The organism is Leclercia adecarboxylata (genome assembly GCF_035787115.1).
GTDB classification, from domain to species: Bacteria; Pseudomonadota; Gammaproteobacteria; order Enterobacterales; family Enterobacteriaceae; genus Enterobacter; species Enterobacter adecarboxylatus_E.
This window is the reverse complement of the sequence record NZ_JALKTL010000004.1, coordinates 314609-336579: the sequence shown is the minus strand read 5'-3', so window position 1 is coordinate 336579 and position 21971 is coordinate 314609. Positions and strand designations below refer to the sequence as shown.

Sequence of the window (21971 nt, the reverse complement as noted above, 5' to 3'; positions counted from 1 at the left end):
ATGCTCTCACCCCGATCCTCTCCCACCGGGAGAGGGCACAAACACTAAAAACGGTAACCCCAGGGTTACCGTTTTGCTTTTACCTCCGCCACCCGGCATCCGGCACTAACAGCATTACTCTTCCAGCGAATACGGCAGCGGCTCGATGCTTAAGGTATTCGCATCCTCGCGCACGCGGAAAACGCTGTCTGGCTCCATATCGTTATTCATAACGGCCTGAACCAGCAGGCGGCCATCATCAAGCTGAACGGCAGCCAGCACGGTGCCGGTACGGCGCCAGTTGTCACCCATTTTCAGCTCCAGATCTTCACCGGCTGCGGGGACGCGGCTGGCTTTACCCGCCAGATACCACAGGGCGCGTTTGTTGGCGCCGCGGAACTTCGCACGGGCCACCATCTCCTGGCCGGTGTAACAGCCTTTTTTAAAGCTGATGCCGCCGAGCGCCTGCAGGTTGGTCGCCTGCGGAATAAACTGCCCGCTGTTAGCGGCGTCGATAACCGGGATGCCTGCTTCAATGTTCAGGGACAGCCACTGCTGGCTGTTATTCAGCTGCGCTTCGCCACGCAGGGCCTGAGTCACGCGTTCTGCGGTAGCGGCATCGGTTACCAGTAAGAAACGTTCCGCCGGATGTTCAAACCACAACAGCGAGGTAGCCCCGTCGTTTGTCACCTGCTTTTCAGCATCAGGCAGTTCGCTGAACAGATTTTTCAGCGCGGCCCGCGCCTGGAAGCCCGCCACACCCAGCAGCACCAGGTTGTCATCGGCCGCGATGGTTACTTTAGAGAACACCGCATACTTTTTCAGTTCGGTAAGCTGTGCGTCACGCAGGCTGCGGCGTTCGATCAGGGCAAAACCGTCCTGACGACGGAAGAGGCGCAGGTTGCTCCACATCTTGCCTTTCGGATCGCAGTGCGCAGCCAGCAGGTGCTGATGTTCGGTCATCTGACTGACATCAGCGGTCACCTGACCTTGCAGGTATTTTTCGCTGTCCACGCCGACGAGAGTTGCCAGCGCCCAGTCATCAAGGGTCATAAGCGTCAGCGGCAGACGCGCAGAGGCGACAGGCTGGCGCGGAGAAAAGGGTGTAAATGCCATATTGATGTCCTGAATTGCTTAACGCTTTGTTAATGCCTAATGGTAAAAGAGACTGTAGCCAATGCAAGCGGTTTCAACAGGCTATTCGTGCCCTCAGGCTAATCTGCGTAACGCTACGCAAAACAGATGAACACGCTTATTTATTGTGGTTTTTTGTGGAAGCCTGCTCCGGGAACCTAATATTCCAGTAAGGAAACAGCAAAAAACACGTTACACTAAGAGCCGTTTCTTCCCGGTAGCGCACCTTTCCGTGCCGATACGAGAACACTGCCTGAACTCAACGTTATGCAGGAACCAGACATGGATATTAATAACAAAGCCCGCATTCACTGGGCATGCCGTCGCGGCATGCGCGAACTCGATATCTCCATCATGCCGTTTTTCGAATACGAATATGACAGCCTGAGCGATGAGGATAAACATCTCTTCGTTCGCCTGCTGGAGAACGACGATCCTGATCTATTTAACTGGTTGATGAATCACGGCAAACCTGCCGACGCCGAACTGCAACGGATGGTGCTTTTAATTCAGAAACGGAATCAGGAACGTGGTCCTGTGGCAATCTGATTTACGCGTCTCGTGGCGCTCCCAGTGGATGTCTCTTTTGCTCCACGGCCTGGTCGCGGCTTTTATTCTGCTAATGCCGTGGCCGCTGAGCTATACCCCGTTATGGCTGATGCTGCTGTCGCTGGTGGTGTTTGACAGCGTGCGCAGCCAGCGGCGCATTAACGCCCGCCAGGGTGAAATCAAACTGTTCATGGATTCCCGATTGCACTGGCAGAACAGCGAGTGGGAAATTGTCGGTACGCCGTGGATGTTAAATTCCGGCATGATGTTCCGTTTACGCAAAGGCGCAGGACAACGCTGCCATCATTTTTGGCTGGCGGCAGACAGCATGGAAGAAGGGGAGTGGCGGGAGCTGCGTCGGATGATTTCGCACCAGCCGACGCAGGAGCGGTAGCGGTTTAACTAAACTGCTCTGCCATTTCGCCGAGGATTTGCTCGCACCAGTTTTGCAGGCGCTCTTCGCTGAGGTCGTACTGGTTGGTTTCATCGAGGGCCAGTCCGACAAACAGCTGGCCGTCGGCAATAATCGGTTTCTTGCTGGTAAATTCATAGCCTTCTGTCGGCCAGTAACCGATGAACGTTACTCCTTTCGGGGCCAGCTTGTCATGCAGCATCCCCAGCGCGTCGAGGAACCACTCGCCGTAGCCCAGCTGGTCGCCCATGCCGTACAGCGCGATAATTTTGCCTTCAAGCTGAAGGGAATCCAGCTGCTCCCAGATGGCTTCCCAGTCTTCCTGCAGTTCGCCAAAATCCCAGGTCGGGATGCCCAGAATGAGCACGTCATACTGCTCCATCATCGATGGGGCATCGTCTTTCAGGTTATGCAGGGTGACCAGTTCCGGGCCGATAATGTCGCGAATTTTCTCTGCGGCCATCTCGGTGTAGCAGGTGCTGGAACCATAAAACAGACCAATATTCATCGCTAAAATGTCTCAATACTTGCTATGACTTTGCGAGTAGTGTACCAGAAACAGGACCCATTCAGGCATAATGCCCCATTGCAGAACGAAAGAGGCGGACGTGGAAAAGGATCTCTCACTCATCGAACAGTTTCTCGATGCGCTCTGGCTGGAGAAGAATCTTGCCGGGAACACCCTTAGCGCCTACCGACGCGATCTGGCGATGCTGGTGGCGTGGTTACACCATCATGGCCTCTCCCTTGCTACGGCGCAAAGCGACAACTTACAGGCGCTGCTTGCGGAGCGAATGGAGGGGGGCTATAAGGCCACCAGCTCTGCGCGGCTGCTGAGCGCCATGCGGCGTCTGTTTCAGCATCTGTATCGTGAGAAATTACGCCCCGACGATCCCAGCGCGGCGCTGGCATCGCCAAAACTGCCCCAGCGTCTGCCTAAAGATCTCAGCGAAGCGCAAGTGGAGAGATTATTACAGTCGCCGGTGGTTGACCAACCGCTGGAGTTACGCGATAAAGCGATGCTTGAAGTGCTGTACGCCACAGGCTTGCGCGTATCCGAACTGGTCGGGCTGACGATGAGCGATATCAGCCTGCGTCAGGGCGTGGTGCGGGTGATCGGTAAAGGAAATAAAGAGCGCCTGGTGCCGCTGGGTGAAGAGGCGGTGTACTGGCTGGAGAACTATCTTCAGCATGGTCGCCCGTGGCTGCTGAACGGCGTCTCCATTGATGTACTGTTCCCCAGCCAGCGCGCGCAGCAAATGACGCGTCAAACCTTCTGGCATCGGATCAAACATTACGCCACACTGGCGGGTATCGACAGTGAAAAACTTTCGCCGCACGTTCTGCGCCATGCGTTTGCGACTCATCTTCTGAACCATGGCGCCGATCTGCGCGTGGTCCAGATGCTGCTTGGGCACAGTGACCTTTCAACAACGCAAATCTATACGCATGTCGCGACGGAACGCCTGCGGCAGCTACACCAACAGCATCACCCACGTGCGTGATGACTCGTAACAGGAACCAATATGAAAAAGTCTTTAGTGCTGTTCTCTCTGCTGGCAGCCTCATTATCTGGCCTGGCGCATGCTGACGATGCGGCCATCAAACAGTCTCTGGCGAAGCTCGGCGTCACCAGCAGCGAAATTCAGCCTGCGCCCGTAGCCGGCTTGAAAACGGTGCTGACCAACAGCGGCGTGCTGTATGTGACCGAAGACGGTAAGCACTTTATTCAGGGGCCATTATATGACGTGAGCGGCGCGCAGCCGGTCAACGTCACTAACCAGATGCTGATGAAAAACCTGAACGTGCTGGAAAAAGAGATGATCGTCTACAAAGCGGCGCAGGAAAAACATGTCATTACCGTCTTTACCGATATTACCTGCGGCTACTGCCATAAACTGCATGAAGAGATGAAGGACTACAACGCGCTGGGGATCACCGTGCGTTATCTCGCCTTCCCGCGTGCGGGCGTGCAGAGCCAGCCAGAGCAGGATATGAAGGCCATCTGGTGCGCGAAAGATCGCAACAAAGCCTTTGATGACGCCATGAGCGGCAAAGGCATTCAGCCAGCCTCCTGCGATATCGACATCGCCAATCACTACGCGCTTGGGGTGCAGTTTGGCGTGACCGGTACGCCCGCTATCGTGCTGAGCAACGGCTACGTTGTGCCGGGCTACCAGGGGCCGAAAGAGATGAAAGCCTTCCTCGACGCGCACCAGAAACAGTTTGGCGGTAAATAATTCGCGTGAAATCTTTGACACAACTTCGTCGTCGTGAAGTGGACGAGAGCGCCGCGCTACCTGAGACGCTCTCGCCCCTGTTGCGTCGGCTGTACGCCAGCCGTGGCGTGCGAAACGCAGACGATCTTGAACGCGGCGTAAAGGGCATGCTCTCCTGGCAGCAGCTGAGCGGCGTCGAACGCGCCACGGAGCTGCTGTACAACGCCCTGCGGGAAGGGACACGCATCATCGTGGTGGGGGATTTTGACGCCGATGGCGCCACCAGTACCGCATTGAGCGTGCTCAGCCTGCGGGCGATGGGATGCGATAACGTTTCGTATCTGGTGCCGAATCGCTTTGAGGATGGCTACGGCCTGAGCCCGGAAGTGGTGGATCAGGCGCACGCCCGCGGCGCGCAAATGATCCTGACCGTGGATAACGGGATCTCATCCCATACCGGTGTCGATCGGGCGCATGAGCTGGGGATCCCGGTGCTGGTTACCGATCACCACCTGCCTGGCGACACGCTGCCGGCGGCAGAGGCCATCATTAACCCCAACCTGCACGACTGTGACTTCCCATCAAAATCGCTTGCGGGCGTAGGGGTGGCATTCTATCTGATGCTGGCGCTGCGTACGCGGCTGCGTGATGAAGGCTGGTTTGAGGCGAAAGGCATTGCGGCACCTAATCTGGCTGAATTCCTCGATCTGGTGGCGCTGGGCACCGTTGCGGACGTGGTGCCGCTGGATGCCAACAACCGCATTCTGACCTGGCAGGGCTTAAACCGCATTCGTGCGGGAAAATGCCGGCCGGGCATTAAGGCGCTGCTGGAAATTTCCAACCGGGACCAGCAGCGGCTGGCGGCCAGCGATCTGGGCTTTGCTCTCGGACCGCGGTTGAACGCCGCAGGGCGACTGGACGATATGTCGGTGGGGGTGGCGCTGCTGCTGTGCGACAACATCGGCGAGGCGCGGGTGCTGGCCAACGAGCTGGACGCGCTGAATCAGACCCGTAAAGAGATCGAGCAGGGGATGCAGGCCGAAGCCCTGGCCCTGTGCGAAAAGCTCGAGCGCAGCGGCGATACGCTGCCCGGCGGGCTGGCGATGTATCATCCCGAGTGGCATCAGGGCGTGGTCGGGATCCTGGCCTCGCGCATCAAAGAGCGTTTTCACCGTCCGGTGATCGCCTTCGCCCCAGCCGGAGATGGCACGCTGAAAGGATCGGGGCGATCCATTCAGGGGCTGCATATGCGCGATGCGCTGGAGCGTCTCGATACGCTGCATCCGGGGCTGATGATCAAATTTGGCGGCCACGCCATGGCGGCAGGGCTGTCGCTGGAAGAGGCAAAATTCGACCAGTTCCAGCGTCTGTTCAGCGAGCTGGTCACTGACTGGCTGGATCCGGCTCTGCTGCAGGGCGAAGTGGTCACCGATGGTCCGTTAACCCCGGCTGACATGACCATGGAGGTGGCGCAGATGCTGCGCGACGCCGGTCCGTGGGGGCAGATGTTCCCGGAGCCATTGTTTGACGGGCGTTTCCGCCTGCTGCAGCAGCGGCTGGTGGGGGAGCGACATCTGAAAGTAATGGTAGAACCGGTTGGTGGCGGTCCGCTGCTGGACGGCATCGCTTTTAACGTGGATACCGCCATCTGGCCGGACAACGGCGTGCGCGAAGTCGAACTGGCCTACAAACTGGATATTAACGAGTTTCGCGGCAACCGCTCCCTGCAAATCATCATCGACCATATCTGGCCACTTTAGCATCACTATTCCGCTATAAAACAGGGCGTGAATCCGGTACAATTCCGCCCTTACACCGCATTTTTACTCGTCCATAAAAGAAAACAGACCATGTTTGAAATTAATCCGGTAAAAAACCGCATTCAGGACCTCACAGAGCGCTCTGACGTTCTTAGGGGGTATCTTTGACTACGATGCCAAGAAAGAGCGTCTTGAAGAAGTAAACGCCGAGCTGGAACAGCCGGACGTCTGGAACGAACCTGAACGCGCACAGGCGCTGGGTAAAGAGCGTTCCTCTCTCGAAGCTATCGTAGATACGCTGGATCAAATGGCGCAGGGTCTGGATGACGTTTCCGGGCTGCTGGAGCTGGCCGTTGAAGCCGACGACGAAGAGACCTTCAACGAAGCCGTCGCCGAGCTTGACGGGCTGGAAGAGAAGCTGGCGCAGCTGGAATTCCGTCGTATGTTCTCCGGCGAATACGACAGCGCCGATTGCTACCTGGATATCCAGGCCGGTTCCGGCGGTACAGAAGCCCAGGACTGGGCCAGTATGCTGACCCGTATGTATCTGCGTTGGGCTGAAGCCCGCGGTTTCAAAACAGAGATCATCGAAGAGTCTGAAGGCGAAGTGGCAGGCCTGAAATCTGTCACCATCAAGATTATCGGCGACTACGCTTACGGCTGGCTGCGTACCGAAACCGGCGTGCACCGTCTGGTACGTAAGAGCCCGTTTGACTCCGGCGGTCGTCGTCATACCTCGTTCAGCTCTGCGTTTGTCTACCCGGAAGTCGACGAAGATATCGACATCGACATCAACCCGGCGGACCTGCGTATCGACGTTTACCGCGCCTCTGGTGCGGGTGGCCAGCACGTTAACCGTACGGAATCGGCGGTGCGTATTACCCACATTCCTACCGGGCTGGTGACACAGTGCCAGAACGACCGTTCGCAGCATAAAAACAAAGACCAGGCCATGAAGCAGATGAAAGCGAAGCTTTATGAGCTGGAGATGCAAAAGAAAAATGCTGAGAAGCAGGCGATGGAAGACAACAAATCTGACATCGGCTGGGGCAGCCAGATCCGTTCTTACGTCCTTGATGACTCCCGTATCAAAGACCTGCGTACCGGTGTCGAAACCCGTAACACGCAGGCGGTGCTGGACGGCAGCCTGGACCAATTTATCGAAGCAAGTTTGAAAGCAGGGTTATGAGGAACCAACATGTCTGAACAACAAGCACAGGGCGCTGACGCGGTAGCCGATCTTAATAATGAACTGAAAACCCGCCGCGAGAAGCTGGCTGCACTGCGCGAGCAGGGCGTGCCGTTCCCGAACGATTTTCGTCGCGATCGTACCTCAGACCAACTGCACGCTGACTTCGACGCTAAAGAGAACGAAGAGCTGGAAGCGCTGAACATCGAAGTGGCCGTTGCAGGCCGCATGATGACCCGTCGTATCATGGGTAAAGCCTCCTTCATTACGCTGCAGGATGTGGGTGGCCGCATTCAGCTGTATGTTTCTCGTGACGATCTGCCGGAAGGCATCTACAACGAGCAGTTCAAAAAGTGGGACCTCGGCGATATCCTTGGCGCGAAAGGCAAACTGTTCAAAACCAAGACCGGCGAGCTCTCTATCCACTGCACCGAGCTGCGTCTGCTGACTAAAGCCCTGCGCCCGCTGCCGGACAAGTTCCACGGCCTGCAGGATCAGGAAGCGCGCTACCGTCAGCGCTACCTGGATCTCATCTCTAACGATGAATCTCGCAACACCTTCAAAATTCGCTCCCAGATCATGGCCGGTATTCGTCAGTTCATGGTGGGCCGCGACTTTATGGAAGTGGAAACCCCGATGATGCAGGTGATCCCGGGCGGTGCGTCTGCGCGTCCATTTATTACCCATCACAACGCCCTGGACCTGGACATGTACCTGCGTATCGCGCCGGAACTCTACCTGAAGCGTCTGGTGGTGGGCGGTTTTGACCGCGTATTCGAGATCAACCGTAACTTCCGTAACGAAGGTATCTCCGTGCGCCATAACCCAGAGTTCACCATGATGGAACTCTATATGGCCTACGCAGATTACAAAGATCTGATCGAACTGACCGAATCCCTGTTCCGTACCCTGGCGCAGAATATCCTCGGCACCACCGAAGTACCATACGGTGACGAAGTGTTCGACTTCGGTAAGCCTTTCGTTAAGCTGACCATGCGCGAAGCGATTAAGAAATACCGTCCGGAAACCGAGATGGCGGATCTGGATAACTTCGACTCGGCAAAAGCGATTGCAGAGAGCATCGGTATCAAGGTTGAGAAGAGCTGGGGTCTGGGCCGTATCGTGACCGAGATCTTCGAAGAAGTGGCCGAAGCGCACCTGATTCAGCCAACCTTCATCACCGAATACCCGGCTGAAGTTTCTCCGCTGGCGCGTCGTAACGATGTGAACCCGGAAATCACTGACCGCTTTGAATTCTTCATCGGTGGCCGCGAAATCGGCAACGGCTTTAGCGAGCTGAACGATGCTGAAGACCAGGCGCAGCGCTTCCAGGATCAGGTTGATGCGAAGGCGGCGGGCGACGACGAAGCGATGTTCTTCGACGAAGACTACGTGACTGCGCTGGAACACGGCCTGCCGCCGACGGCGGGCCTGGGCATTGGTATTGACCGTATGGTAATGCTGTTCACCAACAGCCACACCATCCGCGACGTGATCCTGTTCCCGGCGATGCGTCCGGTGAAATAAGTTATTGTTAGTAAAAAGCCCCGGCGTTTAACGCGTCGGGGCTTTTTTATTGCCTGGCAATTGCTGCAAAACGAAGTAAGGCGTCTTTTGCCGCCTGCGCTTCCATTACCATCCACGGGCTAAACGCCCAGGGCGTGGACTCCAGCGCGCTGAGCAGCGCGTCCAGCTTCACCCACTGATAATCCATCACTTCGTCGCGATTGATAACCACGGCGTTGACGGCATGCGCCGCAAAGACCGGGCAGATCTCATTTTCAACAATCCCGGAAGGGTCGGTTTCGCAGTAGCGGAATGAGGGCGCAATCGGGTGGATCCCGGCGATCTCTGCGCCCACCTCGTAGCGGCAGCGACGGATGATTGCCTGCTCCGGCGTTTCACCCTGTTGTGGGTGGCCGCACACCGAGTTGGTCCAGACGCCGGGCCAGGCTTTTTTGCTCATGGCGCGACGGGTGACCAGACACTCTCCCTTATCGTTGAATAACCAACATGAGAAGGCCAGATGAAGAGGGGTGTGCGAGGTGTGCGCGGCGTACTTCTCCTCTGTGCCAATAACCGTTCCGTGGTCGTTAACCAAAATGACGTGTTCGTGTGTACTCATTGCAACTCCCGTGCTGAAATCGCCGGGCGAGACTGACCTTTTAGCATTCCAGTAAGTTCAGCACGGCCTGGCACGGGTGATTATATCGTAATCGCCGCTAAACTGTTTGTCGCTTAGGGTGCTCTTGGGCATCCGGAATGAGGCTGTTATGATAGCCCGGCCATTCACGTTGACCGAGGAACTGTTTTGTTTGCAGGAAGCCCGACGAAAAACCCTGTTTCCGCTCTGTTTTGCCTGATCCTGGCCCTGTTGCTGGCAGGATGCTCGGGCACATCAGATTCGGGTTCCGTGTATACCGTTAAGCGCGGTGATACGCTGTACCGTATATCGCGTGCGACCGGCACCAGCGTGAAGGAACTGGCGCGCCTGAATAATATTTCGCCGCCTTATACTATCGAAGTGGGACAAAAGCTGAAGGTGAACGGCGCCAGCATCACGGGCAAAAAATCCTCCTCAAAGCGCAGCGGTAAAACCGCCGCGGTTACCCCATCTTACACCGTACCTAAATCCTCCTGGCCGCCTGTCGGGCAGCGCTGCTGGGTCTGGCCTGCCAGCGGTAAAGTGGTGATCCCGTACTCCACCGCGGAAGGGGGAAATAAAGGTATTGATATCGCGGGCAGCCGCGGTGCGCCGGTGTACGCCTCCGACGCGGGCAAGGTGGTCTACGTTGGCAATCAGCTGCGGGGTTATGGCAACCTGATCATGATTAAGCATGGCGAGGACTACATCACTGCCTATGCCCATAACGATACGACGCTGGTCAATAACGGTCAAAACGTGAAGGCGGGACAGAAGATCGCCACCATGGGCAGCACCGGATCCAATACCGTGGCGCTGCATTTCCAGATCCGTTACCGGGCGACGGCTATCGATCCGGTACGCTATTTACCGGCACCGGGTGGCAAACCGAAGTGCTAAGTGTCTATTTAATCGCCACTTAGCAAGCGGGTCTCTTGTCAGAAGGGGCGTAAGGTCTATAATGCTTTACGCACCTCAAAGCGGGCGTAGTTCAATGGTAGAACGAGAGCTTCCCAAGCTCTATACGAGGGTTCGATTCCCTTCGCCCGCTCCAGCTTTTCTCTCCCCAGCAGCAGCACGCTGTAACGTACAAATTTAAAAATAAACAACTTAAATTTTACCCGCCGTTTATTCATTGCTATATCTGAACACTGAATATCGGGAAGCGCAGGCCCCCACCGCGCAAGTTACAGGTTTTATTCTGGCTGCTATTCATCGTTATCAGGTCACACTATGCATATTATTTCACCCGTTCGTCCCGAAGAGGCCATGCAGCGTTTGTTTGCGGCGCTTGAGCCGATCGCGGAAAAAATCCAGGTCATCCCCCGTAAGAGAATGACCTGGACATACAAAGGCCGTCCCCAGCTCTACTTTTTTGTGGAGGGGGAGTTATCAATCCTGCGCGCCTCTGATGGGCTGCTGATTGTGACGGTTTATGATGCGCATCTGTTTGGCATTGCTGAGATGATCCAGCCGACGAAGGGTCATATTCTGCGCACCGAATCTGAATCGACACTGTTACGGATTGATGCAGGGCAGGCGGCTGAAATTATCGGGCAACAAGGGTTATGGCAGGATGCGGCAGCGGTGCTCTCGTATCATACCGCTTATCTGTTTTATCGAGATGCGTTAGTCGTGCAACAACGCACCTATTCGGTGATACGTAACCACCTGCTGGAGATGATCACGCTGCCGGAAGAGACCCGCATGCGTATATCCATTCTGGATTATATTCAGGACAGAACGCTGCTTTCCCGCAGCAGTGTGTTAAATGTCATTTCCGCCCTGAAACGTGGGGGATATATCAACTTTAAACGTGGTGGTTATCTTCTGGAATTAAAGCAACTGCCAGAGTCGTTTTGACTGAAAATTTAAATTTAAACAGAATGATAATTAACCTTGCAGGGGTTTTTCTATATCGTTTGCCTACTGAAATTAATAAAGCAATTTACCTCCAGTAAGTGTGAACGGGATTGTTATGAAAAAGACTGTTGTCGCGTTAATTATCGCAAATGCTTTCACAGCTAGCGCAGCTTTTGCCGCGGGTGATGCCGGCACCTGGTACAGCGGTGGGAAATTTGGTTGGTCGCACTATTTCGATACCAACACCGGTAGCAAAGCGCTGGATAATAACAGTGGCTCAAACCATTTTGATTTAGACCAGGATAATGTCGGTGGCGGCATTTATACCGGTTACCAGATCAACTCCTGGCTTGCTGTCGAAGGTGGCTACGACTATTTAGGTAATATGCAGCTAAACGGCCATCATGGTGGCTCAGGCGCCAGAATGAAGAGCCAGGGGATTCAGATGTCCCTGAAAGGCAGCTATGCCGTAACGCCGAAATGGGACCTGTATGGCCGGGCCGGGGCAATGGGATACCGGGCCGAATCCGATGTAAGCGGCCACCATCGCTTTGAAACCGGTGTTCGTCCGCTGGCTGCTGTCGGCACCGAGTATGCCTTTAACAAAAACTGGGCAGGCCGCCTTGAGTATCAGTGGGTTAGTAACGTTGGTAACGCCAATCAGATAGGGGTAAGCAGTGACGTGAGTTCGGTTACGGCCGGGCTGAGCTACCGTTTTGGCCAGCATGATGACGCGCCTGTTGCCGCTACCCCGGCGGCTGCCGTTGAACCGGCCCCGGAACCGCAGCGTTTTAACCTTAAATCCGATGTAATGTTCGGTTATGACTCTGCAACTCTTACCAGCGAAGGCCACGCGGCGATTCGCCAGCTGTATAACAGCCCGGGTCTGCAGCCTGCTAACGACAAATCAACAGTGGTTATTGGCTATAGCGATCGCATCGGTGCGCCTGACTACAATCAGCAGCTCTCCGTACGCCGTGCGCAAGCCGTTGCCGATGAACTGGTCTCTCTGGGCATTCCGGCGCAAAACATCTCCACAGAAGGCCGCGGCGCGAGTGAGTCCGTTACGGGAGCAAAATGTAATGGTCAGAGCGGCAATGAGCTGATTGGGTGCTTGTCTCCGGATCGCCGGGTGGTGGTAGAGATCACCAGTAAATAAAACCCTCTAATGTGTAAAGCCCGGCATTAACCTGCCGGGTTTTTTTGTGTCAACAATTAGCCGGTGATAACAGGTTGGAGCGCAATATGTATTTGCTGCAGCCCCATCTCATTCTTATCTTTAAGGTATTGCTGATTCATCATGTCTAATGCTTCCAGTCTCGAAAGAGACGCGTAGACTGGCTGCACATCGCTATCCATTTCGAATATCTCTTTTGGGTTTACATCCTGTAAATATTGCTTTTTTAGCGTATCGGTAAGCGTCGCAATATCCTGTTTATTGGTATTGTACAGCGAGGCGATATGGGATGTCTGAGCCGGTGGCGTTTTGGCGCCAGGGAGAACTAAAGGAATATGTAATCGGTTAATCTGTTCTACTTTGTCCGGTTTTGGGGTGCTACAGCCGGTGATTGAAACCATACTTAACACCAGTATGAGTGGTGATATCTTTCTCATTATCTGACCTGCATTACTAAAAAACAGCGTTAATTATCCAGTCTGGATAGTCAGATTGCAGATTAATGTTGTTTATTTTTAAACGAGCAGGTTGAATGGAGATGTCGCGCTATGCTTGATCCCAACCATAATAATACTGAGGCAATGTCATGGATAACGAACTCCTGGACGCCGGCTACCGGGCCTATACCGGTGAAAAAATCGACGTCTACTTCAATACCGGCATCTGCCAGCATGCGGGAAACTGTGTGCGCGGCAGCGCTGAACTCTTCAACCTGAAACGTAAACCCTGGATTATCCCCGATCGGGTGGATGTCGATACGGTTGTACGTGTCATTGATACCTGCCCAAGCGGCGCACTTAAATACCGCCACAAATAAGCGAGAAACTATGGAAATTCAGGAAGGCCATAACAAGTTTTATGTGAACGATGCCGACGGTAATCAGGTCGCAGAGATTGTCTTTGTTCCTACCGGTGAGCACCTCAGCATTATCGAGCATACCGATGTTGATCCCAGCCTGAAAGGTCAGGGCGTGGGCAAACAGCTGGTGGCGAAGGTGGTGGAAAAGATGCGTGCAGAAAACCGCAAAATCATTCCTCTGTGCCCCTTCGCGAAACACGAATTTGACAACACTCGCGAGTATGACGATATCCGCGCCTGACGCTGCACAGCACGCTGTTGCAAACCAGCGTGCTGCCTTTTAGTCAGGCAATAAACATCACCGACACGCACAGCATTCCGACAATCAGCGTCAGCACGTTGCCCACGGAGCGGTAAGGCTTCAGCGCCGGGATTAGGAAGGTCGACAGGGTCGGCATGATAAACAGGATCATGGCGATAAGCGGCCCGCTAATGGCGTAGATCATCGAGATAGCATTAGGATTAATGCAGCACACCGCAAAGGTGATCAGGGAGACCCCCAGCACCGACACGGCCCGGTTAAAGGCCCGGCTTTTCTTTACGCCAACCTGGTTTAACCCTGATTTCACCATCGCTGTAGCCCCCTCAATCACGCCAAAATAGGTGCCAAGAAACGACTTCGACATGGCGATAATAGCGACCACAATCCCGGAAATCCCAAGCCAGGCAGGGGAGGAGGGCATCATGGAGAGTGCGGAAAGAATAGTGACCCCTTCCTCTTTCGCCGCGACGATGTAAGAAGGCGGGATCGACAGCAGACAGCTAAAGACGAAGAACAGCACGCTCAGGCAGATAATCAGGTAGGCCACCTTCATGATGCGGGTACATTTGCCCATTGCGGCGTCGCCATATTTTTCCTGCCTATCGACAGCAAAGGTTGAAATAATGGGGGTATGGCTGAAGGCGAACACCATTACCGGAATGGAGATCCACACCTGATGCAGGGTATGTTGATCGAAGGACATCTGGCTGGTGAGCAGTGAAGGCTGCCAGCTGTGGGTGAGGTACAGCGACACCAGCAGGAAGTACGCAATCAGCGGAAAGACCAGAAAACCCATCACCCGGATGGTGACATGCCGCCCCATCAGAAAGATCAGGTTCAATGCCAGCACCACGCCCAGGCTCACCAGTACGCGTACCGTGGTATCCACCGTCATGCGTTTCGCCAGCTGTTCGGTCAGCGAGTTGGTGATCGCCACGGCATAGATCTGCACCACCACGAAAAAGGCGACAAAGTAGAGCGTGGTGATCAGATTGCCGATGGTTTTCCCGTAGTAGTGCGTCACCGCGCCGGTGATCCCTTCGCTACCTTTGGTTTTTGCAGAGAGAATGAACTGGCATAACGCTTTGTGAGGCCAGTAGGTGAGTGGATACGCCACAAGGGCGGTGATAAGCAGGACGACAGCGCCCGCAGACCCTAACTGGATGGGCAGAAACAGGGTTCCTGCGCCCACGGCAGTGCCGTAGAGGGCAAAGCTCCAGAGGGTCTCTTCTTTAGACCAGATTTTCGACATGAGATAAACGTATTAACTATAAAACCACAAAAAAGGAGACTATTTTACCATGATTATGGGGATGGGTCGCAGTTGATGCTGTCAGGAAAAGGCCGGAAAGCATTTCCGGCAAGTTTGATCAAATTATTTAGCCAGACAATATCCGCACCTGAACGGATCCGGGCTTTGCCTTCAATGTACTGTTTGTTGATGTGCCGGCCTGAGCCTGCACCGCAAGCTGCGACTCAGGAGGTAGATTCGATAATGCCTTCCCGACAGCAAGACCTGCCTCCGGAAATGCAGCCGATCGGCATCGCCAATCGCTTCGATGCGCTTGAGCGGATCGAAAATATCCGTAACTGGTTTGAGACCCATGAACCCAGTAGTCCGGCTATACCGTTGCTGCGCCAGGCCGAACGCATGGTGGGCAAGCGTTTTTCAGAGGTGGTCGAGGCTATACCGCTGGAACTTTTGAAGCAGTGGGACAGTATGGAGGCATGATCGTATTAAGGGATGTTGAATATCATATAAGAGGAAATCAGAACCCTTGAGGATGGCCCTCTGGCTGAGTGGGGCTCGTTCAGCCAGAGGGTGAGTGCTGCGGCGCAGTTTAGCAAAATCAGCTGGTTAAGGCCTTTCGCTGCTGGCGTCGCTTCATAATGCGATCGCGCAAAGTATCGTACGCCCAGTTATAGACCATGGTGTACGGCAGGAAGAAAATAAAGAAGCCAATCTCTAAGGTGAAGGCCTGAAGCAGGCTTACGCCCAGCACCAGCGACACGATGCCGACGCCGATAAAAATAAAGCCGACCTCAAAGCCAAGCGCGTGCAGGACGCGAACTTTAGCGGTGCGGGGCACCTTATGCCGCGGCCATAGCCTGTCAAACACAGCGTTAAAGATGATGTTCCAGATCATCGCCGTGGTGGCGAGGATGATGGTTAAGCCGCCCATCTCCAGTACCGGGCGCTGCATCAGCCACGCGGTGGTGGGGGCAAGGATCGCCGTGGCAATCCCCTCAAAACAGACGGCGTGGAAAATTCTTTCCGGCAGTTTTCTGCGTTGAACATCGGTGTGCTGCATTACGTCTTACCTCATTAATATGCCAGGACGGGCAAATATTCCGGCTATTTTATCGTTAAAACTGATATATAAAAGTTAGATACCATCGATAAAGTAGATACATCATGCGCTACTCACCCGAAGCCTTAACAGCATTTGTCGAGACGGTGGCGGCGGGCTCTTTCTCCGCCGCGGCCCGGCGACTGCGTAAAAGCCAGTCCACCATCAGCACCGCCATTGCCCATCTGGAAGATGACCTGGGCTTTGCCCTGTTCGATCGCAGCGCCCGCCAGCCGGTGCTTACCGCCCAGGGCAAGCAGGTGCTGGGCTATGTTCAGTCGATTCTGGCGGCCAGCGCGCGTCTTGACGAACTGGCGGTCTCCCTTAGCGAAGAGACCGAAGCGCGGCTGACCTTTGTCCTCTCCGATACCCTGCATCCCGACGTGCTGGAGGATATGCTGTTCCGTTTTGATGAGCGCTTTCCCCATACCGAATTTGAGTGTCTGGTAGGCGAGGAGGAGGACGTGATCGACCTGCTGCAAAAAGCGCGAGCGCAGATTGGCCTTATCGAGGCGCGGGAAAGCTATCCCACCGACATTGCTGCCATTCGCCTGCCGATGCAGACCCATATGGCGATTTATACCTCAGCCAGTCATCCCCTGGCCGCGCAGACGCGAACGGAGCCCGATGAACTGCACGGTTGGCGGGAGCTGAGGCTAAACACCTATCTGGAACGTGAACCCGTGCTGGCGCAGGGGCCGGTGTGGTCGGCGCCCAACTACCTGATGCTCCTCAGCATGGCGGTCCAGGGCTTTGGCTGGTGCGCGCTGCCCTGTGCGCTGGTGGAAGAGTTTGCGCCGTCCAACGCGCTGATGCCGCTCAACGTGCCGGGCTGGCCGCGCTCGGTGGCGATCGATCTGGTGTGGAATAAGCGCTCCCCGCCGGGCACGGCGGGCAACTGGCTGCGCCACTACCTGCAGCACAAAGCGGATCCGTTGTGATGACTATCCTCGTCAGCGTTGAACGGTGCCGAAATCAAGACGCTCTATAATTAACGGAGTGTATTGATCGACTGAGAAGACTCATGGCCGCTAAAAATACGATGTCACCCCAGGCGCTGATGCTCTCCGCCAGGGACTGGGTGCCTAATAATCCCCATTTGCCGGTGCTGATTTATAAAGGGGTGATAACGGATGGCGATATTGCCAGCCAGTTTGAACAACGCTTTGCCGACAACGGCTGGCCGCCCCAGTGGCGCGACGGGATTTTCGATTATCACCATTACCACTCTAATGCGCACGAAGCCTTAGGCATCGCCCGGGGCGCTGCGCGCCTGATGATTGGCGGTCCGGGAGGAGAAGAGATTGCGGTAGAAGCAGGGGACGCGCTGCTGCTGCCTGCAGGCACCGGGCATTGCCGCCTGTCAGCAACCGACGATTTTCTGGTGGTGGGAGCCTATCCGCCGGAGACGGATTTCGATCTGTGCAAGCAAGCGGCGACGCCGGCGGTTCTGGCGCGCATCGTAGCGCTGCCGTTTCCCGAGCAGGACCCGTTAACTGGCCGCTCGCCCGCCTTAACCAAATACTGGAAAACTCCGCCCGACAGTCGCTGAAGGGCGGAAGGGCGTTACTTGCCGGTGTAAATATCGAAGCTGAAGTATTTTGCGGCGAGCTTTTTGTAGGTACCGTCGGCAAGGATCGCCGCGATGGCGCCGTTCAGATCCTGACGCAGCTGCTCATCCTCTTTACGCAGGCCGATCGCGGCCCCGGCGCCGAACAGGGCATCGTCCTGTAGCGCCCCGCCGACAAAGGCGAACCCGTTGCCCTGGGGCTGGCTGAGGAAGCTGTACTCCGCCATCACTCCGGAGAGCACCGCCCCGTCGATACGCCCGGACTCCAGGTCGCGAATCACCTGGTCCGCACCCTGGTAGGCCACCACGTTCACGCCTTCGCCGCGCCATTTCTCATTGGCGTAGGTCTCCTGGGCAGAGCCCTGCTCCACGCCGATGGTTTTCCCCTTCAGCTTATCCACGCTGTTGCCGGGAAGCGTGTTTTTACGCGCCACCAGGAACGCCGGGCCGCTGTAAATTTTATCGCTGAAGGCAATCTGCTCTTTGCGTTTGTCGGTGATGTACATTCCCGACAGGATGGCATCGAATTTACGCGCTTTCAGAGAGGGGATAATGCCGTCGAAGTTGCTTTCAACCCAGACGCATTTCGCCTGTAGCTGCTGACAGATGGCATTGCCCAGATCGATATCAAAACCGACCACTTCCCCTTGCGGGTTTTTGGATTCAAACGGAGCAAACGTCGGATCCACGCCAAAACGCAGCTCTTTAGTTTCAGCCGCGAAAGCGGATGACGCAGCCAGCAGTGCCACCAGCGGTAAAAGGTATTTTTTCATTATCTGTCCCTGTTTTAACGGCAATAGTTTTCAACCAGACGGGCAAAGAAGGAGGCTCCGGTGGTAATGATCTCGTCATTGAAGTCGTAGCCGGGGTTGTGCACCATGCAGCCCCCTTTTTCCCCTTTCTCACCGTTACCGAGCAGGAAATAGCTTCCCGGACGTTGCTGGAGCATAAAGGCAAAATCCTCGCTGCCGTTGGACGGGGAGACGCTGTCGAGTACCGTGTCCTCGCCAAAGAATTCCACGGCCAGCTGACGGGCAAAGGCGGTCTGTTGCGCATCGTTCACCAGCACCGGGTAGGAGTCATAGATCTCCACCTCGCTGGTAGCGCCATAGCTGCGGGCGGTGAAATCGGTGATCTCCTGAATACGGCGGATCAGCAGGTCGCGGATCTCCGGCTTCATTGAACGCACCGTCAGCTCCATCACCGCGCTGTCCGGGATCACGTTGGAGGCAATGCCCGCCTGGAAGGTGCCGACGGTGACGACCGCGGTTTCACCCGGCGGCACGTTCCGCGCCACGATGCTCTGCAGGGACATGATCAGGGCCGCCCCGGTCACAATCGGATCCACGGTACGTTCCGGATGTGCGCCATGGCCGCCATACCCGCGCAGGGTGATTTTCACGGTATCGGCAGAGGCCATAAAATTGCCCTCATAGAAGCCAAATTTACCGGTCGGCAGGTAAGGCATATTGTGCAGGGCAAAAATACGGTCGCAGGGGAAACGCTCGAACAGGCCGTCCTTGATCATCAGATCCGCGCCGCCAATGGCCTCTTCGGCTGGCTGGAAGATAAGATGCACGGTGCCGTTGAAGCGGCAGGCGTCCGAGGCGATATATTTCGCGGCAGCCAGTAAAATTGCCGTGTGCCCGTCATGACCGCAGGCGTGCATTTTGCCCGGCACGGTGCTGGCCCAGGGTAAACCGGTGGCTTCGAGGATAGGCAGGGCATCCATATCGGCGCGCAGGCCGATGGATTTCGTCCCCTGACCTTTGGTGATCGAGCCGACCACGCCGGTTTTGCCAATCTCCCGCGTCACCTTATAGCCCCAACCCTCCAGCTGGCGGGCGACCAGATTACTGGTATTAAACTCTTCCAGGCTCAGTTCAGGATTAGCATGTAAATGACGGCGGATAGCGATAATTTCGTCTTCTGATTCTTTTATTTCTGGAATGATACAGTCGGACATTTGTTACTCCAGTGTTACGCGTGTTTGCATTTCTAACTTATCCTCACGCCGTCATAATGCAAACGAGTTCTCTAATAATTACCGTGAAAATTATCAGTTACGTGAATGTATGCGCTGCGTTGTGCGCAGGCTTTCTAATCCTTTGTGATAAAACTCACTTTTTTTAAACAATTACATCATTAGTTGATAACAATCCTCTACTATGAGCGGTGTCATTTTGCGCAGAGGTAGAGATGAAAGACGTCGTGATAGTGGGTGCGTTGCGCACAGCAATCGGCTGTTTCCAGGGTGCGCTCTCACGCCACTCGGCGGTTGAGTTAGGCAGCGTGGTGGTTCGCGCGCTGGTGGAGCGCAGCGGCATTGAGGCTCACGAGATCGACGAAGTGATCCTCGGCCAGGTGCTGACCGCAGGCGCCGGACAAAACCCTGCCCGCCAGGCCGCGCTGAAGGGGGGGTTACCTAACACCGTCTCGGCCATTACTATCAACGACGTGTGTGGCTCCGGGCTCAAGGCGCTGCATCTGGCGACCCAGGCGATCCAGTGCGGTGAAGCCGACGTGGTGATTGCCGGTGGCCAGGAGAATATGAGCCGCGCGCCGCACGTGCTCACCGACAGCCGCACCGGGGCGCAGCTGGGCAACAGCCAGCTTATCGACAGCCTGGTGCACGACGGGTTGTGGGATGCCTTCAACGATTACCATATGGGCGTCACGGCAGAAAACCTGGCGCGTGAATATGGCATCACCCGTGAACTGCAGGACGCCTACGCGCTCAGCTCGCAGCATAAAGCCCGCGCGGCCATTGACGCTGGCCGCTTCCGGGATGAAATTGTGCCGGTCTTCACCCAAAAGCAGGGCGGAGAGAACCATCTGGTGGATACCGACGAGCAGCCGCGTACCGACGCCAGCGCAGAAGGGCTGGCCCTGCTCAATCCTGCTTTTGAACTCACCGGTTCGGTCACTGCCGGGAATGCTTCCTCTATTAACGACGGGGCTGCCGCGGTAATGATGATGAGCGAGAGTAAAGCCGAAGCGCTGAACCTGCCGGTGCTGGCGCGCATCAAAGCCTTTGCCAGCGTCGGCGTGGATCCTGCCTTAATGGGGATCGCCCCGGTGCACGCCACGCGCCGCTGCCTTGAACGGGCGGGCTGGCAGCTGGCGGATGTGGATTTGATCGAAGTGAACGAAGCCTTTGCGGCTCAGGCGCTGTCGGTGGGCAAAATGCTGGAATGGGATGAACGCCGGGTTAATGTCAACGGGGGGGCCATCGCGCTGGGGCACCCTATTGGCGCCTCGGGTTGCCGAATTCTGGTCTCGCTGGTGCATGAAATGGTGAAACGTGATGTGCGCAAAGGGCTGGCCACGCTGTGCATCGGCGGCGGGCAGGGCGTGGCATTAGCTATAGAAAGATAATTCGCGTTGATATATATCAACCAAAATAAGCCTCCGACCCCGGAGGCTTATTCGTTTGTGAGCCCCGTCATATTTTTAGCCTCTGTAAGTAAATTCTCAATCATCCACAAAATAAATAACGTGTTCACTGAATTATTAATAACGATTTAGTGTGATCGCGATCCGTTAAATTCCGCTTAAAAGCCCCCTTTTGTTGATATTGCTCACGGCTGGCTTTGCCAAAAAAAATGAAACAAATAATTACGATCATGATCACTAAAATTACGTATTTAAAAAAATAAAATGCAATTCCATAAAAACGAAACATCATTTTAAATGAGGGTTCATCCATGTTTAAGAAATCTCTGGTCCTTGCTTCACTTATTGGCGCTTCTTTCGCAGCTCAGGCTGTCACCGTAGATCTGCGTCACGAATATATTGATAGCGGCTCGAACGCCGACCGTGTCGCGGTTTCGCACCGTTTTGAAAATGGTTTTGGTTTTTCTGTTGAAGCAAAATGGAAATCAGGCGGCGATAAAGCTGACCAGCCATTTGCGGATGTAGTAGGTAATGGTCATGAAGATCAGATCAGCTGGCGCTGGAAAGCGAACCAGAACATTGCGTTAACACCAGGGTTTACGCTTGAAAGTAAAGACAGTTTCACCATTTATAAACCGTATTTGCACGCACAATATAGCTTTGATAATGGCTTCTATGTAGCCGCCCGTTATCGCTATGACTACACCCGCTATCCGTCAAACGCGAATAAAGACGACGATAAAGTAAACCGTGGTGATGCGTGGGTGGGTTGGGTAATGGGCGACTGGCGTACCGAGCTGAACTACGTATACGCGAAAAGTTCTGAAGGTACTATTCGTAATAACAACAAAGATTACTCCCAGGAATATAACGTCAAGCTGGCGTACAAAATCGATAAAAACTGGGCGCCGTATGGCGAAGTGGGTAACGTCGGGGTGAAAGAGACCGATGAGCGTCAGACCCGTCTGCGTGTCGGCGTAGCTTATTCGTTCTGATAACAAGCAGTACCTCCGGGATAAACCGGCTCTGATGAGCCGGTTTTTTTATGCCTGTATTTTATTTACGTTTAGCTTATTAGCGGATAAAAAAAGCCCTCCATAAAGGAGGG

Annotated in this window: 25 protein-coding genes and 1 tRNA gene; 18 read left to right on the top strand and 8 right to left on the bottom strand. The window is 55.0% G+C overall.

Annotated elements, in window-relative coordinates:
- Positions 1-114 precede the first annotated feature (114 nt).
- Positions 115-1095, bottom strand: a complete 981-nt coding sequence (ygfZ, locus tag MXM41_RS15445; RefSeq protein WP_325932888.1) for a tRNA-modifying protein YgfZ — start codon at positions 1093-1095, stop codon at positions 115-117.
- A 300-nt stretch (positions 1096-1395) separates the two neighbouring features.
- Between ygfZ and sdhE the strand changes: the two genes are divergently transcribed.
- On the top strand, positions 1396-1662 hold the full coding sequence (gene sdhE / locus MXM41_RS15440; RefSeq protein WP_325932887.1) for an FAD assembly factor SdhE: 267 nt from the start codon (positions 1396-1398) through the stop codon (positions 1660-1662).
- Positions 1643-2056 carry a protein YgfX gene (locus MXM41_RS15435; protein WP_325932886.1) on the top strand — a complete coding sequence of 138 codons (414 nt, stop codon included), beginning with the start codon at positions 1643-1645 and terminating at the stop codon, positions 2054-2056. The genes sdhE and MXM41_RS15435 overlap by 20 nt, the downstream gene beginning before the upstream one ends.
- Before the next feature lie 4 nt (positions 2057-2060).
- On the opposite strand, the gene fldB is transcribed toward MXM41_RS15435, so the two are convergent.
- On the bottom strand, positions 2061-2582 hold the full coding sequence (gene fldB / locus MXM41_RS15430) for a flavodoxin FldB (protein WP_325932885.1): 522 nt from the start codon (positions 2580-2582) through the stop codon (positions 2061-2063).
- Between the two features lie 70 nt (positions 2583-2652).
- On the opposite strand from fldB, the gene xerD reads away from it, so the two are divergent.
- From xerD to lysS, 5 genes are all read left to right on the top strand, one after another.
- The gene (gene xerD, locus MXM41_RS15425; RefSeq protein ID WP_418936790.1) at positions 2653-3579 is read left to right on the top strand and encodes a site-specific tyrosine recombinase XerD; all 927 of its coding nucleotides are present in this window, start codon (positions 2653-2655) and stop codon (positions 3577-3579) included.
- Positions 3580-3600: 21 nt separating this feature from the next.
- Entirely contained in the window at positions 3601-4314 is a 714-nt protein-coding gene (gene dsbC / locus MXM41_RS15420) for a bifunctional protein-disulfide isomerase/oxidoreductase DsbC (RefSeq protein WP_325932883.1), read from the top strand.
- Between the two features lie 5 nt (positions 4315-4319).
- A complete protein-coding gene (gene recJ, locus MXM41_RS15415) occupies positions 4320-6053 on the top strand; it encodes a single-stranded-DNA-specific exonuclease RecJ (protein WP_325932882.1) in 1734 nt (577 codons plus the stop codon).
- A 90-nt stretch (positions 6054-6143) separates the two neighbouring features.
- Positions 6144-7242 (top strand): peptide chain release factor 2 gene (prfB, locus tag MXM41_RS15410; RefSeq protein WP_250585773.1). Its coding sequence is split into 2 segments (ribosomal slippage): positions 6144-6218 and positions 6220-7242, totalling 1098 coding nucleotides; the frame shifts between segments, so codons are not numbered across the junction.
- Positions 7243-7251: 9 nt separating this feature from the next.
- Positions 7252-8769: a lysine--tRNA ligase gene (gene lysS / locus MXM41_RS15405; protein ID WP_325932880.1), complete on the top strand. Its 1518-nt coding sequence runs from the start codon at positions 7252-7254 to the stop codon at positions 8767-8769.
- A gap of 46 nt (positions 8770-8815) precedes the next feature.
- Here the strand turns inward: lysS and idi are convergent, their stop codons facing one another.
- A complete protein-coding gene (gene idi, locus MXM41_RS15400) occupies positions 8816-9367 on the bottom strand; it encodes an isopentenyl-diphosphate Delta-isomerase (protein ID WP_325932879.1) in 552 nt (183 codons plus the stop codon).
- A 162-nt stretch (positions 9368-9529) separates the two neighbouring features.
- On the opposite strand from idi, the gene actS reads away from it, so the two are divergent.
- From actS to ompA, 4 genes are all read left to right on the top strand, one after another.
- Positions 9530-10285, top strand: a complete 756-nt coding sequence (gene actS, locus MXM41_RS15395) for an amidase activator ActS (protein WP_418936794.1) — start codon at positions 9530-9532, stop codon at positions 10283-10285.
- Positions 10286-10365: 80 nt separating this feature from the next.
- A tRNA-Gly gene (locus MXM41_RS15390) sits at positions 10366-10439 on the top strand.
- A 179-nt stretch (positions 10440-10618) separates the two neighbouring features.
- Positions 10619-11248: a helix-turn-helix domain-containing protein gene (locus tag MXM41_RS15385; RefSeq protein ID WP_325932876.1), complete on the top strand. Its 630-nt coding sequence runs from the start codon at positions 10619-10621 to the stop codon at positions 11246-11248.
- A gap of 115 nt (positions 11249-11363) precedes the next feature.
- Entirely contained in the window at positions 11364-12407 is a 1044-nt protein-coding gene (ompA, locus tag MXM41_RS15380) for a porin OmpA (protein WP_325932874.1), read from the top strand.
- A gap of 56 nt (positions 12408-12463) precedes the next feature.
- On the opposite strand, the gene MXM41_RS15375 is transcribed toward ompA, so the two are convergent.
- On the bottom strand, positions 12464-12826 hold the full coding sequence (locus tag MXM41_RS15375; RefSeq protein WP_325932873.1) for a hypothetical protein: 363 nt from the start codon (positions 12824-12826) through the stop codon (positions 12464-12466).
- A 185-nt stretch (positions 12827-13011) separates the two neighbouring features.
- On the opposite strand from MXM41_RS15375, the gene yjdI reads away from it, so the two are divergent.
- Together yjdI and MXM41_RS15365 are read left to right on the top strand one after the other, a co-directional pair.
- Positions 13012-13242 (top strand): 4Fe-4S mono-cluster protein YjdI, encoded by a 231-nt coding sequence (yjdI, locus tag MXM41_RS15370; protein WP_325932872.1) that lies wholly within the window; start codon positions 13012-13014, stop codon positions 13240-13242.
- A 10-nt stretch (positions 13243-13252) separates the two neighbouring features.
- Positions 13253-13525, top strand: a complete 273-nt coding sequence (locus MXM41_RS15365) for a GNAT family N-acetyltransferase (protein WP_142486998.1) — start codon at positions 13253-13255, stop codon at positions 13523-13525.
- Between the two features lie 43 nt (positions 13526-13568).
- Here the strand turns inward: MXM41_RS15365 and MXM41_RS15360 are convergent, their stop codons facing one another.
- Positions 13569-14798, bottom strand: coding sequence for an amino acid permease (locus MXM41_RS15360; protein WP_325932870.1), 1230 nt, complete (start codon positions 14796-14798; stop codon positions 13569-13571).
- A 243-nt stretch (positions 14799-15041) separates the two neighbouring features.
- Between MXM41_RS15360 and MXM41_RS15355 the strand changes: the two genes are divergently transcribed.
- Positions 15042-15278, top strand: a complete 237-nt coding sequence (locus MXM41_RS15355) for a hypothetical protein (RefSeq protein ID WP_418936789.1) — start codon at positions 15042-15044, stop codon at positions 15276-15278.
- 118 nt (positions 15279-15396) lie between these two features.
- On the opposite strand, the gene MXM41_RS15350 is transcribed toward MXM41_RS15355, so the two are convergent.
- Positions 15397-15858, bottom strand: a complete 462-nt coding sequence (locus MXM41_RS15350) for a multidrug/biocide efflux PACE transporter (protein WP_325932869.1) — start codon at positions 15856-15858, stop codon at positions 15397-15399.
- Between the two features lie 104 nt (positions 15859-15962).
- Between MXM41_RS15350 and MXM41_RS15345 the strand changes: the two genes are divergently transcribed.
- Both MXM41_RS15345 and MXM41_RS15340 read left to right on the top strand, forming a co-directional pair.
- Positions 15963-16838: a LysR family transcriptional regulator gene (locus MXM41_RS15345; protein WP_325932868.1), complete on the top strand. Its 876-nt coding sequence runs from the start codon at positions 15963-15965 to the stop codon at positions 16836-16838.
- Between the two features lie 83 nt (positions 16839-16921).
- Entirely contained in the window at positions 16922-17449 is a 528-nt protein-coding gene (locus MXM41_RS15340) for a cupin (protein WP_325932867.1), read from the top strand.
- A gap of 14 nt (positions 17450-17463) precedes the next feature.
- On the opposite strand, the gene MXM41_RS15335 is transcribed toward MXM41_RS15340, so the two are convergent.
- Both MXM41_RS15335 and MXM41_RS15330 read right to left on the bottom strand, forming a co-directional pair.
- A complete protein-coding gene (locus tag MXM41_RS15335; RefSeq protein ID WP_325932866.1) occupies positions 17464-18240 on the bottom strand; it encodes a lysine/arginine/ornithine ABC transporter substrate-binding protein in 777 nt (258 codons plus the stop codon).
- Positions 18241-18254: 14 nt separating this feature from the next.
- Positions 18255-19433, bottom strand: a complete 1179-nt coding sequence (locus tag MXM41_RS15330) for a M20 aminoacylase family protein (protein ID WP_325932865.1) — start codon at positions 19431-19433, stop codon at positions 18255-18257.
- A 233-nt stretch (positions 19434-19666) separates the two neighbouring features.
- On the opposite strand from MXM41_RS15330, the gene MXM41_RS15325 reads away from it, so the two are divergent.
- Positions 19667-20845 (top strand): acetyl-CoA C-acetyltransferase, encoded by a 1179-nt coding sequence (locus tag MXM41_RS15325; RefSeq protein WP_325932864.1) that lies wholly within the window; start codon positions 19667-19669, stop codon positions 20843-20845.
- 329 nt (positions 20846-21174) lie between these two features.
- Positions 21175-21858 (top strand): porin, encoded by a 684-nt coding sequence (locus MXM41_RS15320; protein WP_325932863.1) that lies wholly within the window; start codon positions 21175-21177, stop codon positions 21856-21858.
- Positions 21859-21971 lie beyond the last annotated feature (113 nt).